At 73.0% G+C, this 13,170-nt stretch carries 13 protein-coding genes; 3 read left to right on the top strand and 10 right to left on the bottom strand.

Annotation, left to right across the window (positions count from 1 at the left end; translation table 11 throughout):
• Positions 1-34 precede the first annotated feature (34 nt).
• The 6 genes from IE226_RS10795 to IE226_RS10770 form a co-directional block, all read right to left on the bottom strand.
• Entirely contained in the window at positions 35-1,330 is a 1,296-nt protein-coding gene (locus IE226_RS10795) for an amidohydrolase family protein (protein ID WP_190080854.1), read from the bottom strand.
• A 45-nt stretch (positions 1,331-1,375) separates the two neighbouring features.
• Entirely contained in the window at positions 1,376-2,653 is a 1,278-nt protein-coding gene (locus IE226_RS10790; protein WP_190080853.1) for an amidohydrolase family protein, read from the bottom strand.
• 169 nt (positions 2,654-2,822) lie between these two features.
• Positions 2,823-3,467: a GntR family transcriptional regulator gene (locus tag IE226_RS10785; protein WP_190081004.1), complete on the bottom strand. Its 645-nt coding sequence runs from the start codon at positions 3,465-3,467 to the stop codon at positions 2,823-2,825.
• A gap of 108 nt (positions 3,468-3,575) precedes the next feature.
• Positions 3,576-3,929, bottom strand: coding sequence for a VOC family protein (locus IE226_RS10780; RefSeq protein ID WP_190080852.1), 354 nt, complete (start codon positions 3,927-3,929; stop codon positions 3,576-3,578).
• A 10-nt stretch (positions 3,930-3,939) separates the two neighbouring features.
• Positions 3,940-4,512 carry a nucleoside/nucleotide kinase family protein gene (locus tag IE226_RS10775; RefSeq protein WP_190080851.1) on the bottom strand — a complete coding sequence of 191 codons (573 nt, stop codon included), beginning with the start codon at positions 4,510-4,512 and terminating at the stop codon, positions 3,940-3,942.
• A gap of 28 nt (positions 4,513-4,540) precedes the next feature.
• Positions 4,541-5,641 carry an enolase C-terminal domain-like protein gene (locus IE226_RS10770; RefSeq protein ID WP_229870744.1) on the bottom strand — a complete coding sequence of 367 codons (1,101 nt, stop codon included), beginning with the start codon at positions 5,639-5,641 and terminating at the stop codon, positions 4,541-4,543.
• Positions 5,642-5,982: 341 nt separating this feature from the next.
• Between IE226_RS10770 and IE226_RS10765 the strand changes: the two genes are divergently transcribed.
• Positions 5,983-7,830: a transketolase gene (locus IE226_RS10765; RefSeq protein ID WP_190080850.1), complete on the top strand. Its 1,848-nt coding sequence runs from the start codon at positions 5,983-5,985 to the stop codon at positions 7,828-7,830.
• A 6-nt stretch (positions 7,831-7,836) separates the two neighbouring features.
• On the opposite strand, the gene IE226_RS10760 is transcribed toward IE226_RS10765, so the two are convergent.
• The gene (locus IE226_RS10760) at positions 7,837-8,406 is read right to left on the bottom strand and encodes a hypothetical protein (protein ID WP_190080849.1); all 570 of its coding nucleotides are present in this window, start codon (positions 8,404-8,406) and stop codon (positions 7,837-7,839) included.
• A gap of 137 nt (positions 8,407-8,543) precedes the next feature.
• Between IE226_RS10760 and ligD the strand changes: the two genes are divergently transcribed.
• Together ligD and IE226_RS10750 are read left to right on the top strand one after the other, a co-directional pair.
• Positions 8,544-9,518, top strand: a complete 975-nt coding sequence (gene ligD, locus IE226_RS10755) for a non-homologous end-joining DNA ligase (protein WP_190080848.1) — start codon at positions 8,544-8,546, stop codon at positions 9,516-9,518.
• A gap of 61 nt (positions 9,519-9,579) precedes the next feature.
• Entirely contained in the window at positions 9,580-10,320 is a 741-nt protein-coding gene (locus IE226_RS10750; protein ID WP_190080847.1) for a GvpL/GvpF family gas vesicle protein, read from the top strand.
• Between the two features lie 90 nt (positions 10,321-10,410).
• Here IE226_RS10750 and IE226_RS10745 read toward each other — a convergent pair whose 3' ends face one another.
• From IE226_RS10745 to IE226_RS10735, 3 genes are all read right to left on the bottom strand, one after another.
• Positions 10,411-10,581 carry a hydrophobic protein gene (locus IE226_RS10745; RefSeq protein WP_190080846.1) on the bottom strand — a complete coding sequence of 57 codons (171 nt, stop codon included), beginning with the start codon at positions 10,579-10,581 and terminating at the stop codon, positions 10,411-10,413.
• Positions 10,582-10,708: 127 nt separating this feature from the next.
• The gene (locus IE226_RS10740; RefSeq protein ID WP_190080845.1) at positions 10,709-11,524 is read right to left on the bottom strand and encodes a class I SAM-dependent methyltransferase; all 816 of its coding nucleotides are present in this window, start codon (positions 11,522-11,524) and stop codon (positions 10,709-10,711) included.
• A 140-nt stretch (positions 11,525-11,664) separates the two neighbouring features.
• Positions 11,665-13,122 carry a bifunctional phosphatase PAP2/diacylglycerol kinase family protein gene (locus tag IE226_RS10735; RefSeq protein WP_190080844.1) on the bottom strand — a complete coding sequence of 486 codons (1,458 nt, stop codon included), beginning with the start codon at positions 13,120-13,122 and terminating at the stop codon, positions 11,665-11,667.
• Between the last annotated feature and the right edge of the window lie 48 nt (positions 13,123-13,170).

The raw sequence follows: 13,170 nt of genomic DNA, 5'->3' as shown, positions 1-13,170 counted from the left end.
AGGCCGCGAGCCGGTCGACCCCTCCGGTGGCCGGCTACGCCAGCTCTCCGTTCCTGGCCACGATCCGGCCGCCGTGGACCACCATGTCCCGCTGCGGCATGTCCACCAGGACCTGCTGCACGTTCTCGCCGCGCACGAGGACGAAGTCGGCCGGTGCGCCGGGTTCGAGGTTCGCGTGGTCCAGGCCCATCACGTCGGCGCCGCCGTGTGCGCCCACGTCGTAACAGGCGGCCAGTTCGTCGTCGAGGCGGACGTCGGTGACCCAGCCGAGGATGTGCGCGCGGTGCAGCATGTCCGCGTTGCCGAACGGGCTCCACGCGTCGCGCACCCCGTCCGAGCCGAGCCCGACCCGCACGCCGTGCGCGCGCAGCTTCCCGATCGGCAGGACCAGGGACTCGTTCGGCGCGACCGTCGTCAGGGAGATGTCCTGCTCGCCCAGGTCGGCCGCCATCCTGCCCAGCTCTGTGTCGGAGAGGTTCGGCAGGCAGAAGACGTGGCTGACCGTGACCTTGCCGCGCAGGGAGAGCGCCTTGGTGCGCTCGATGATGGCCCGCAGAACCTTCGTGCCCTTCTCGTCGCGGTCGTGCAGGTGGATGTCGACGCCGACACCGTGGCGGTCCGCGAGGCCGAAGACCAGGTCGAGCTGTTCGTCCATCGCGTCGTCGAAGCTGATCGGGTCGATGCCGCCCACCAGATCGACGGCCCCGGAGCGCGCCGCTTCCTCCAGGAGCTCGGCCGTGCCGGGGGTACGGATCACTCCGTGCTGCGGGAAGGCCACGACCTGCACGTCGAGGGCGTGCCCGAGGCGCTTGCGGGCCGCGTTCACGCCCTCGACCCCGGCCAGGTCGTAGGCGGGCGCCACGTCCACGTGCGCGCGCATCGCGCGGGTGCCGCGGGTCACGGCGTGCGACATCAGGCCGTACGCCCGCTCACCGACCGGCCGCGGCTGGCTCTTGAAGATCTCCACGTCCTGCTCGCAGTAGTCGGCGATGCCGCTCGCGGGCTTCCGCGTCACCCAGGAACTGCCCCAGGTCGTCTTGTCCGGGTGGATGTGGGCGTCCACCAGCGAGGGCAGGGCGACGCGGCCACCGCCGTCGATCACCTCGGCACCCTTGGGCGCCGGGCGGTCCGTGATCCGCCCGCCGACCACCGTGAGATCCACGGGCGTCTTCGCCCCGAAGGGACGGACGTCGCGGAACACCACGGCCTTGGGGCGCTTGCCGCTGTCGCCGTGGGAAGCGGCGGCCGGGGTGGCTGCCGAAAGGGCGGCTCCGGTGCCCGCGAGGGCTGCGGCACCGGCGAGTATGCCGCGACGGGAGAGGGGCGTCATGGAGGTCTCCTGCAGGGGATTCGGGGTGGGGGGACTCGGCCGGTATCAGAGCGCGAAGCCCGAACGCACCACGCGTACGGGCTTCTTGAGGACCGTCACGTCGGCCAGCGGATCGCCGTCCACGAGGAGCACGTCACCGGCGAAGCCGCGCGCGAGACGCCCCGCGGTGCGCTCCAGACCGAGCAGCTTCGCGGCACCGGTCGTCGCCGTGCGGATCGCGTCGAGCGCGGAGAGCCCCGCCGCGCGCATCAGCTCCACCTCGCGGCCGATGGGCTTGATCTTGCCGCCGGAGGAGTCCGTGCCCGCCGCGAGCGGCACGCCCAGCTCGTGCGCGGCGAGCACCGCCCGCTTCAGGACCGGCAGGTACTGACGGCCGCGCTCCGCGAGGACGGGGTCCGAGGACTCGGCGAGCCCGGCGATCGCGGTGAGGGTCGGCGTGAAGTACGTGCCCCTGCGCCGCATCTCGTGCAGCGTGCGCTCGCCGACGAACGCGCCGTGCTCCAACGACCGGATGCCCGCCATGACGGCGTCGTGGCAGCCCTTCTCGCTGTAGCTGTGGCAGAGCACGCCCTTGCCGCCGCGCCGCGCCGCCGCGACCACGGCGGACAGCTGCTCGCGGTCGTACACCTGGGCCAGCGGATCCTGCTCGGGAAGACCGGCCCGCTCGTTGACCCTGGTCTTGATGACGTCGGCGCCGCGGGCGAGGTTGACCTCGACGACACGGCGCAGCGCCTCGGGCGAGCGCACGCCCTCCCGCAGCTTGGCGAGCGGGGTCAGCTCCGGGTCGGCGAGGATCGTGTCGCCGAGGTCGGGCGTGACGAAGATGCCCGCGGCGCGAAGGCGGGGGGCCTGGCCGGGCGCCTCGCGGGCCAACTCCCGTACGGCGATGTCCTGATAGAAGTTGGTCGAACCGCTGCGCGCGCTGGTCGCACCGAGCAGCACCGCGTCGCGTGCCTCGGTCGCGGTGTTGAGGTGGATGTGCGCCTCGACGAGCCCCGGCAGGATCCAGCGCCCGTGCGCGTCGAGCACCTCGGCGCCTTCGGGCACCGCGGCCTTGCCGCGCCTGCCCGCCGAGCGGACGACGCCGTCCGCGATGACGACCACCGCGTCCTCGGTCACCTCGCCGGTCGCCGGGTCGAGGAGGGTGCCGCCCTCGACGACCAGGTCGCCGCCGGTCCGCCGCCCCTCGCGTGCGGTACTCGCGTTCGCCCGGGGCGCGGCGGCGGTCAGCGCGGCGGTGGTCCCGGCGAGGGCCGCCGCACCCGCGAGGACGCCGCGCCGGGTGAGCCGGGAGGAGGGCGGAGGAACGGACTCGACGCACATGGGCTGCTCCAGGACAGGACAGGACGGGATACGGGGTAGCGGAGGGAACGCGTTCGCAGTTTGTATACCAAGATGAAGTGGCCCGCAAGGAGGGGCCTGGACATGTGCGGATATATGCCGGGCAGCAGTCAACCGGGAGGCCGTCACGCGTACATTGGTATACAGAAGGCTAGGAGGCGCTCTCCTCGAACAGCGCCCTCAGCGCCACCGCCTGGCTGTCCCGTACGTGCAGCAGCGTGCTCGCCGCGGCTGTCTCCTCGTCGCCCGCCGCGATCTGGCGGTAGATGAGGTCATGCTGGGCCCGCATGTGGTCCGGCTCGGCGCGCATGCCGAACAGGAGCTGGAGCTGCCAGCTCAGCTGCTCCATCGTGCGGGCGAGCAGGGGATTGCCGGAGAGGGTCACGATGCCCTCGTGGAACGCGCTGTGCGCGGCGACCTCGCGCGGTCCGTCGTCCACGTCCGACGCCTGCTCGGCCTGGCCGAGCGTGGCCCGCAGCGCGGCGAGCTCCGGCGGTTCGTCCGGCGCGAACGCCGCCACCCGGCGTGCGGAGAGCCGGGACGCCTGGATCGCGAGCGGCTCCCACACCTCGTACAAGTGCCGCACATCGGCGCGTTCCAGGCGGCGCACCCGCACTCCGCTGTGCGGCAGGAGTTCGAGGAGGCCCTCGGCGACCAGTGCGCGCATCGCCTCGCGGACCGGGACCCGCGACATCCGCAGCTCCTCGGCGACCTCGCGCTCGACCAGGCGCGCTCCCAGCGGATAGCGGCGGTCCACGATGCGCTGCCGGACGGCCTCGCGCGCCCGGGCGCTCATCGAGACCCGTTCCGTACCGTCCGCCGTACTGCCCGCCACGTGCACCGTCCTCCGCTCCGGCCCGCCTGCCTGCCTGCCTGCCTGCCGTGGAGGATACGGGCAGACCGGTCAGGTCGCGGGGCGCCGGTCCGCGTACTCGAAGACCGTGCCGTCCGGGTGCACCGCGATGAGATTGCGGCCCACCGGCGTCGGGACGGGGCCCGCGATGACCCGGGCGCCCGACGCGTTCAGGACGGAGTAGGCCTCGTCGACGTCCGGTACCGCGATCGTCGCCGAGACCTTGCGCAGGATCTCCAGCTCGCGCTCCGGCCCGCTCATCAACAGAAAGCACCCGACCGCCGCGACGGACACGCCCTCTCGCTCGAAGCGCTGCGCGGTACCGCCCGAGAGGCGTTCGTAGAAGGCGACCGAGGACTCCAGGTCCTCGACGCAGATACGCAGCGTGGCTCCCAGGATCTCCATACGGACGAGCCTAGTTGGCCCGGCCGCCGTTCGAGATCGTTTCGGGCGACTTCCGGGGGTGCCACCCCGTGGCGGCCACCACATCGGCCGCGATGTCCCCCACCCGCCGCCCGTCCGTCGCGACGCGAAGGGTGCCCTCGGCCGCGTGCTCCTCCAGGTGCCGGGCCATCAACGCGCTTCTGCGCAGCTGCTGTTCGAGCTCCGAGCCCTGTTCGCGGGCCCTGAGACGTTCCTCGACGGTGGCATCCGACGCCGTCAGGAGTACGCGGATGAGGCGAGGCCCGCGCAGGGCACTGGTGAACATCCACTCCTCGCCGGCGAGGACGCATGCCGTGTTCGTGTAGACGAGGCGGTGGCAGCCGAGGCCGGTGTAGTTCGCCCAGAGCGCCGCGAGGTTGCGCTCGGTGATCCGGGAGCGGTCGGGGTCGCCGTCCGGTGCCGGGTGGACCGCGTCCAGGACATCGCCCTCGATGTACGCGTGCCCCACGTCCGCCGCCCGCAGGAGCGCGACGGCCTCCAGGCCGACCGAGGACTTGCCGGCCCCGGAACGGCCCCCGATGAGCAGTGCCCGCGTCGTTCGCATGAGCCGAGCGTGGCAGGCCCGGGCGCCCTCACGCGACCCGGTATTCCTCGACCTCCTCGGTGCGCCGCAGCTCCAGGCCGTGACCGACGCCGCCGTCCGGGCGGACGGTGCCGCCCGTCGGGTCGAGGGCGCCGTCGAAGAACATCGACTCGATCCGCACATGGTCGTGGAACCACTCGATGTGCCGCAGATTCGGTACGCACGCGGCGACCGCGGCATGCGCGTGCGGGGCGCAGCGGGCCGAGACCTCGATCCCGTGTGCCTGCGCGAGGGCCGCGGCACGCAGCCACTCGGTCAGGCCGCCGCAGCGCGTCGCGTCCAGTTGCAGGCAGTCCACGGAGGGGACCATCCGCGCGAAGTACGCGAGGCCGTGGCCGTATCCGCCCGCCGTCACGTCGCAGACCAGCGCGTCCCGCACCAATGCGAGCCCGCGCAGGTCGTCCTCCTGCACCGGCTCCTCGAACCAGCCCACCCCGTGCTCGGCCAGGACCCGGCCCACCCGGACCGCCTGCTTGCGGGTGTAGCCGCCGCTCGCGTCGACGTACAGCTCGGCCTGCGGGCCGATGACGTCGCGCGCGGTGCGCACCCGCAGCACGTCGCGGGTGACCGCACGCCCCCACGCCTCACCGACCTTGATCTTCACGCGGGGTATGCGCTGGCCGTGCACCCAGCCGTTCAGCTGGGCCGCCAGATGTGTCGAGTGGTACGTCGTGAAACCCCCGCTGCCATAGACGGGGACCTCGTCGCGGGCCGCGCCGAGGAGCCGTACGAGCGGAATCTCCAGGAGGCGTGCCTTCAGGTCCCACAGGGCGATGTCGATCGCCGACACGGCAGACGAGGCGGCTCCGGCCCGGCCGGTGTTGCGGACCGCCTTCGTCATCGCGGCGTGCGCCGCGGGGATGTCGAGCGCGTCCATTCCGGTGACGGCGGGGACGAGCTGCTCGGCCATCAGGGGCACGGCGGAGGCGGGGGCGTAGGTCCATCCGGTGCCCGTGGCGCCGCCCGCCGTCACCTCGACGATCACGATGGTCGTGCTCTCCCACGCGAAGGTGCCGTCCGCCTCCGGGGCGTCCGCGGGCACTTGGTAGGCGGACATGGCGGGGCTTTCGATGGGCACTGCGTCCTTCATCGGGACCGTCCTGGAATACCTGCGGGGGTGGGGGGCGCGGCGAGGCGGGGGAGGTCGGCTGGGGTCCCGGTACCTGCGTCGGCGTGTCGTACGGGTATCCCTCTGCCCGGCGGGCAAACGGAGCACGTGCCGTCCCGCCCCGGGGGTCCGGCGGAGTTTGGCGGCGATTCGCCGGGGGAACCGAGGGACCCGCGTGCCAGGGTCGTCGGGAGGTCTCACGAGCCGGGAGCCGGCGGCCGGCACGACGTACGGCCGACATGACCGCCGGCCGACATGACCGGCGGCCGACGCCGCCGACGGACCGCGTGAACCGAGAGCCCCCACCCCAAGGAGGACCCGCCATGACCACCAGTGAACTCGCCCAGCTCGCCCGGCAGCTGCGGGTCGACTCCGTCCGGGCCGCGGATGCCGCCGGTTCCGGCCACCCCACCTCCTCGATGTCGGCCGCCGACCTGATGGCGGTACTCCTCGCGGGTCATCTGCACTACGACTTCGACCGGCCCGACCACCCCGGCAACGACCGCTTCATCCTCTCCAAGGGCCACGCGTCGCCGCTCATGTACGCGGCGTACAAGGCGGCGGGCGTGATCACCGACAGCGAGCTGCTGACGTTCCGCAAGCGGGACAGCCGCCTGGAAGGGCATCCGACACCGCGCCGCCTCCCCTGGGTCGAGGTCGCCACCGGGTCCCTCGGGCAGGGGCTCCCCATCGGCGTCGGCATGGCCCTGTCGGGCAAGCGGCTCGACCGGATCCCCTACCGCGTCTGGGTGATGTGCGGCGACAGCGAGCTGGCGGAGGGCTCGGTGTGGGAGGCCGCCGAGCACGCCGGGTACGAGCACCTGGACAACCTGACCGCCGTCGTCGACGTCAACCGCCTCGGGCAGCGCGGTCCCACCCGCCACGCCTGGGACCTGGACGCCTACGCCCGCAGGTTCGCCGCCTTCGGCTGGCACGTCGTCGAGATCGACGGCCACGACCTGGACGACGTCGAGCGCGCCTTCGGGGAGGCCGGTTCCACCAAGGGGCAGCCCACGGTCATCCTGGCCCGCACCGTCAAGGGCAAGGGAGTCGCCTCCCTCGAAGACCGCGAGGGCATGCACGGCAAGCCCGTGCCCGACGCCGAATCGGCGATCGAGGAGCTGGGCGGCGTACAGGACGTGCACGTCGAGGTGCGCAAGCCCGCCGCCGCGCGGGCGCTGCACGCCACCCGCACCGGTCACCTGGATCTGCCGCGCCACGAGGTGGGCGATTCCGTCGCCACCCGCGACGCCTACGGTCAGGCGCTCACCGCGCTCGGGACCGCGCGCGGCGACATCGTGGCCCTCGACGGGGAGGTCGGCGACTCCACGCGCACCGAGTACTTCGCCAAGGAGCACCCCGAGCGGTACTTCGAGTGCTACATCGCCGAGCAGCAACTCGTCGCCGCGGCGGTGGGCCTCGCGGTCCGCGGCTGGGTCCCGTACGCGGCCACGTTCGCGGCCTTCCTCACCCGCGCCCACGACTTCATCCGGATGGCGGCGATCAGCGGCGCCGGCATCAATCTCGTCGGCTCCCACGCGGGGGTGGCCATCGGTCAGGACGGGCCGTCCCAGATGGGCCTCGAAGACCTTGCGATGCTCCGTTCCGTGCACGGCTCGACGGTCCTGTATCCGTGCGACGCCCACCAGACGGGTCAGCTCATCGCCCGGATGGCCGACCTGGACGGCGTGCGCTACCTGCGTACGTCGCGCGGGGACACACCCGTCATCTACGGACCCGGCGAGGAGTTCCCGATCGGCGGCTCCAAGGTCCTGCGCTCGTCCGACGCCGACCGGCTCACGCTGGTCGCGGCGGGCGTGACCGTGCACGAGGCGCTGACCGCGGCGGAGTATCTGGACCGCGAGGGCATCCAGGTGCGCGTCATCGACCTGTACTCGGTCAAGCCCGTCGACCGCGCGACCCTGCGCGAGGCCGCCGAGCGCACCGGCTGCCTGCTCACCGTCGAGGACCACCGGCCGGAGGGCGGCATCGGCGACGCCGTCGCGGAGGCCTTCGGCGACGGGGGCCCGGTACCGCGCCTGGCGCGGCTGGCGGTGAAGACGATGCCGGGCTCCGCGTCCCCCGACGAGCAGCTGCACGCGGCGGGCATCGACGCCGAGTCCATCGCGGCGGCGGCGCGGCTGCTCGTGGAACAGGCGGTCGTACGGTGAGCCCGGTCAGTGCCTGCCGGGTGCCGTGGCCCGCGCCCTGAACCAGGCGTTCGCCGTGGGCCGGAACATCAGGACCGTCGCCGTGAGCACCGCGCTCAGATGCAGCACGCGGCTCGCGCCGGACAGGACGTCCACCGCCCCCGCATCGCGGAAGGCGTCCCCCAGCGGATGGTCCGCGAGCCACCGGACGGGCTCGGTCACCAGGGACAGCGTGCCGAGGACGCCGAGCCCCGCGGCGAGCGCCAGACGGGCCCAGTTCCTGCCGTGGCGCAGCTGGACGGCGAGCAGGACGGCCGCCGAGAACACGGTCATCCGAAGCAGCAGACCGCCCGAGAGCTCACCGGCGGACGCCTCGCCGTCGGCGAGCAGCCTGCCGCCCATGAGCACCGTCTCGACGAAGCCCGCGACGACCGCGGTGATCCACAGCGCGAACGCGGCGTGGACGGGCGGGGGAGCGGCGGGCTCGCCGCCGCCCGGCCGGGCGGCGGGAAGGGCGCGCAGGCCGCCCGCCCCGGGCCGGCGCCCGGGGGGACGGCGCTCCGGGTGCCCCGGATGTCTCCGCGTTCCGTTCGCCATGGTGTGCCTCGCTCACTGAGGTCCGACCTGAACCGTCGACCTGCAATCCTTCCGGCGCGCGCGGCCGGGGGCACGCCCGCCGTCCCCCCTCTTCCAGGTGTTGGCAGCACCCCTGTGCAACATGAAAGGAACCCCACATGACACCCCGCACGACCAGCACACGCACCCTGCGGGCAGGACGCCGCACCGTACCGCTGCACCGCCCCGACAAGGTCCTCTTCCCGGCCGGCGGCGAAGAAGGCCATCCGAGTCACACGAAGAGCGACCTCGCCGACTACTACCGGGCCGTCGCCCCCTTCATGCTGCCGCACCTGCGTGGCCGGCCGCTGATGCTGGAACGGCACCCGGACGGCCTCGACGGCCCCCGCTTCATGCAGAAGGACACCCCCGACCACTACCCGGACTGGATCACCCGGGCCGAGGTCCCCAAGGAGGGCGGCACCGTCACGCACACCGTGTGCGACGACACCGCGACCCTCCTCTACCTGGCCGACCAGGCCTGTCTCACGCTGCACCGCTGGTTGTCCCGGACCGGCGGCAGGGGCGGTACGGGCGGCACCAGTGGTACGGGAGGCATCGACAACCCGGACCGGCTCGTCTTCGACCTCGACCCGGCCAAGGACGACTTCGGGCCGGTGCGTGAGGCGGCACGGCTCGTGGGCGAGCTGCTCGACCACATCGGACTGCCGTCCGCCCTGATGACCACGGGCTCGCGCGGGCTGCACGTCATCGTGCCGCTCAACGGCCGCCACGACTTCGACGACGTACGAGCCTTCGCCAAGGACGTCGCCGAGACGCTCGCCCTGGCCCACCCGGAGCAGTTCACCACGGCCGCCCGCAAGAAGGACCGCGGCGACCGCCTCTACCTCGACGTGCAGCGCAACGCGTACGCGCAGACCGCCGTCGCCCCCTTCTCGGTCCGCGCCAAACCGGGCGCCCCGGTGGCCGTGCCCGTCGCCTGGGACGACCTCGACGATCCCGCGCTCTCGGCCCGCCGCTGGACCATCGAGGACGCCGTCGAGCAGGCGCGCACCGACCCCTGGGAGGGCCTCCTGCGGTCGGGGCGTGCCCTGGGCCCGGCCCGCCGAAAGCTGCGCGCGCTGCGCGGCTGAGGTTTGCCGCGGGCTCCCGGGGTCACCCGGACTCCTTGCGGTGGAGTGAGGAGCGAGTTCAGTGAGCACGTACATCTACGGCATCGTCGCAGGACCGCACCCGGATCTGCCGGAGAGGATGGACGGCGTCGGCGCACCGCCCCTGCCCGTCAGGATTCTGCGGTGCGGGGAGCTCGCGGCGCTGGTCAGCGACGTTCCCGCGGACCTGCGGCCGGGCAGGCGAGACCTGGAGGCGCACCACGGCGTCCTGTCCGAGGCGGGCGCTCCGGGCGCCGTCCTGCCGATGCGCTTCGGCAGCCTCGCGCCGGACGACGAGGCGGTCCTGGCGATCCTCGCGCAGCGGGCCGACCACTACGCGGAGCGGCTGCGCGCCCTGGACAGCAGGGTCGAGTACAACGTGAAGGTCTCCCACAACGAGCGGGCCGTCCTGCACCAGGTCCTCGGCGAGAACCCGGAACTGCGGGCCATGGTCGAAGCCAATCAGCTTCTCCGGGGCGGCAGTTACGAGCAGAAGCTCGACTTGGGCGAGAAGGTCGCGGCGACCGTACGGGCGCGGGAGGCGAGCGACGCCGACCATGTACGGCGTGCCCTGGAGGCGACCACCGAGGCGGTCCACGCGGAGCCCGCGGGCTCCGGCTGGCTGACCGACCTCTCCTTCCTCGTGCACCGGGACGCGGCCGGGGGATTCCTCTGCGCGGTGGACGAACTACGCGTGGATCAGCCCCACTTGGACCTGAGGGTGCGTGGCCCGCTGCCTCCGTACAGCTTCGCCGAGCCGGGCACGGCTGAGCCCGCGGGCTGAGACCCGCGGGCTCGGGGACGTGGTGGACGAGTGTGTCCGCATGGGCAGGGTGGCCGACTGTGGCCGGGTGTGTCCGCAAACGCGGGACCGCTACCACCGGTACCAGCGCGACCTCGTCCCGGAGGCCGTCGTGCTGCGCATCAGGAACCCGACCAGCCAGATGACGAGCACGGCGATGGCGATCCACCAGAGAATCTTCACGGCGAAACCCGCGCCGAAGAGGAGCAGGGCCAGCAGAAGGACGAGCAGAATAGGAACCATAGTGTCTTACCTCCTGCTCACCCGAGTATCCCCAACTCGGCTCTCTACGCAGGCAATCGGGAACCCGTACGTGCCGTAGGGCATCGCTCGTGACGGCGCCTGCCGTCACTTGCGGAAGCGCCGGCCGTCACTTGCGGCAGAGGATCTCCCCGTGCAGCACGGCGAACCAGCCGTCGTCGCGCTCTCCCCACTCCCGCCACGCGTCGGCGACGGCCCGCAGTTGACCGGCGTCGGCATGCCCGCCCTCGACGGCGCGTTCGGCGTACGAGGAGGCGACCGTGCGGTCCGCCCAGAGCCCGCTCCACCAGGCGCGCTCCTCTTGCGAGCCGTAGCACCAGGTGCCCGCGCTCGCGGTGATGTCCGCGGCCGGGTAACCGGCCTCCAGCGCCCACGACTTGAGGCGGCGCCCCGCGTCCGGCTCGCCGCCGTTGGCGCGGGCCACCCGCAGGTACAGGTCCAGCCAGTCGTCCAGGACGGGGGAGGCCGGATACCAGGTCATCGCCGAGTAGTCCGCGTCGCGGGCGGCGACGATGCCGCCCGGCTTGCAGACGCGCCGCATCTCGCTCAGGGCGCGCACCGGGTCGCCGACGTGCTGGAGCACCTGGTGGGCGTGGACGACGCAGAAGCTGTCGTCCGGGTAGTCCAGGGCGTGTACGTCGGCGACGGCGAACTCCACGTTCTCCAGGCCCCGTTCGGCCGCCGTCGCGCGGGCGCGGTCCAGGATGCCGGGTGCCTGGTCGACGCCCGTGACGTGGCCGTCGGGGACCAGTTCGGCCAGGTCGGCGGTGATGGTGCCGGGGCCGCAGCCGATGTCCAGGATCCGCATGTGCGGCTTGATCGAGCCGACGAGGTAGGCGGCCGAGTTGGCGGCGGTCCGCCAGGTGTGTGAGCGCAGGACGGACTCGTGGTGTCCGTGCGTGTAGACGGCGGTCTCCTCCGGCATGACGGGTACTCCCTCGTGTTCGCTGCCGCTCGCTGCGGTGAGCCGAACGTTACGCCGTCATGTCGAATAATGAGACCCGCGTATCACTATGTGGGCAGTCGTGGTGGTCGCCACGGTGGTCGCCGTGGCCGTCGTCGTGGTCAGCGCTCGTCCGGGAGCGGGCGGTACACGGTCAGCGCCTCCGGCAGCTTGTCGATGAGCAACTCGCCCTGTACGACGGCCGCTTCGCCGTCGTACGACACCTCGACCCCCTCCTCCAGGCCGTCGACGCGCAGCCGGGGCAGCCGCACGGCGGCCTGCGCCGGCGAGCGCCTGAGCGGCCCCGCGAGCGCCGCGGCCAGCAGCCGCGTGCCCGGCCTGCGGCCGCCGTGCACGATGCGTACGTCGAGCAGTCCGTCGGCCAGGTCGAGCCTGCGACCGGGGGTGAAGCCGGGCCGGTGGTAGGCGCAGTTGCCGGCGAAGAGCAGCCACAACACCCGCTGCTCGCCACGGAATTCGGCGTTCAGCGGCTGCCGGTCGTCGCGCAGGAGCCGGGCGGCGGCGAGGACGGCGGCGGCCCGGCTGCCGATGCGGTGGGTCCAGTGGTCGCGCAGCCGCACCAGTTCGGGATAGACGCCGAGGCTCAGGGAGTTGAGGAAGTAGCCCCGCGGGCCGCTCCCGGAGCTGAAACGCCCGACGTCCACGGCGACCGCGTCGCCCGCCTCGACGGCTCGGCACAGATCACGCGGCTCCTCGACCCCGATGTCGTACGCGAAGTGGTTGAGCGTGCCGCCCGGCAGGACCGCGAGCGGCAGTCGATGGCGCAGGGCGACCGGTACCGCCGCGTTGACCGTGCCGTCCCCGCCGCACACCCCGAGCACTCGCGCGCGTCCCGCGGCCTTCTCCAACTCGGCCCCCAACTCCGCCGGGCCGCACTCCACGACCTCGGCGAGGGGCAGGGCGTCCAGGAGCGCCTGCGTACGTTCGGGGGCGGCGCGGGTGGCGGAGTTGGCCACGAGCACCAGTCCCTCGCCGCCGCTCAGGGCGGGGGCGTCCATGCGGGGCCTGCCCGGCGGCAGCAGATCCCTGGTCGGCACCATGCCGCGCACCGCGAAGGCCGCACCGGCGCCGAGCGCGGCTCCCGCGAGGACGTCGCTCGGGAAGTGCACGCCGGTGTAGACGCGGGACAGCGCGACGGCGCCGGCGAGGGGCGCGACCCCGGCGCCCCAGGCCCGCGACTCCAGCGCGACCCCGGTGGCGAAGGCGGCGGCCGACGCGGAGTGCCCGGAGGGGAAGGACGTGGTGACCGGCTGCCGCTTCAGCTGCCGCATCAGCGGCACCCCGTCGAGCAGCGGCCTTGCCCGGCGCACCGAGCGCTTGCCGAGGGTGTTGATGGTGGCGGAAGCGAGCGCGAGCGACATGCTCCCGCGCAGCGCGGCACGCCTGGCGCGGGGCGATCCGGTCGCCGCTATCCCGGCACCCACACCGAACCAGAGCAGGCCGTGGTTCGCGCTGCGGCTGAGCCGGGGCAGAAGCCGGTCGGCTCCCGGCCAGTGCCGGGTGGCGACGGCGTCGAAGGTCTGACGATCGAGGACGATGAGACGTTTTCGCAGAGGCATGGGAGCCGGGTACCCCCGGGGACTCTCCCCTCGCCTGCACCCCCACAG

The organism is Streptomyces longisporoflavus (assembly GCF_014649775.1).
Classification (GTDB): Bacteria; Actinomycetota; Actinomycetes; order Streptomycetales; family Streptomycetaceae; genus Streptomyces; species Streptomyces longisporoflavus.
Note: the sequence above shows the minus strand (reverse complement) of the source record. Positions and strands in the feature narration are given on the sequence as shown.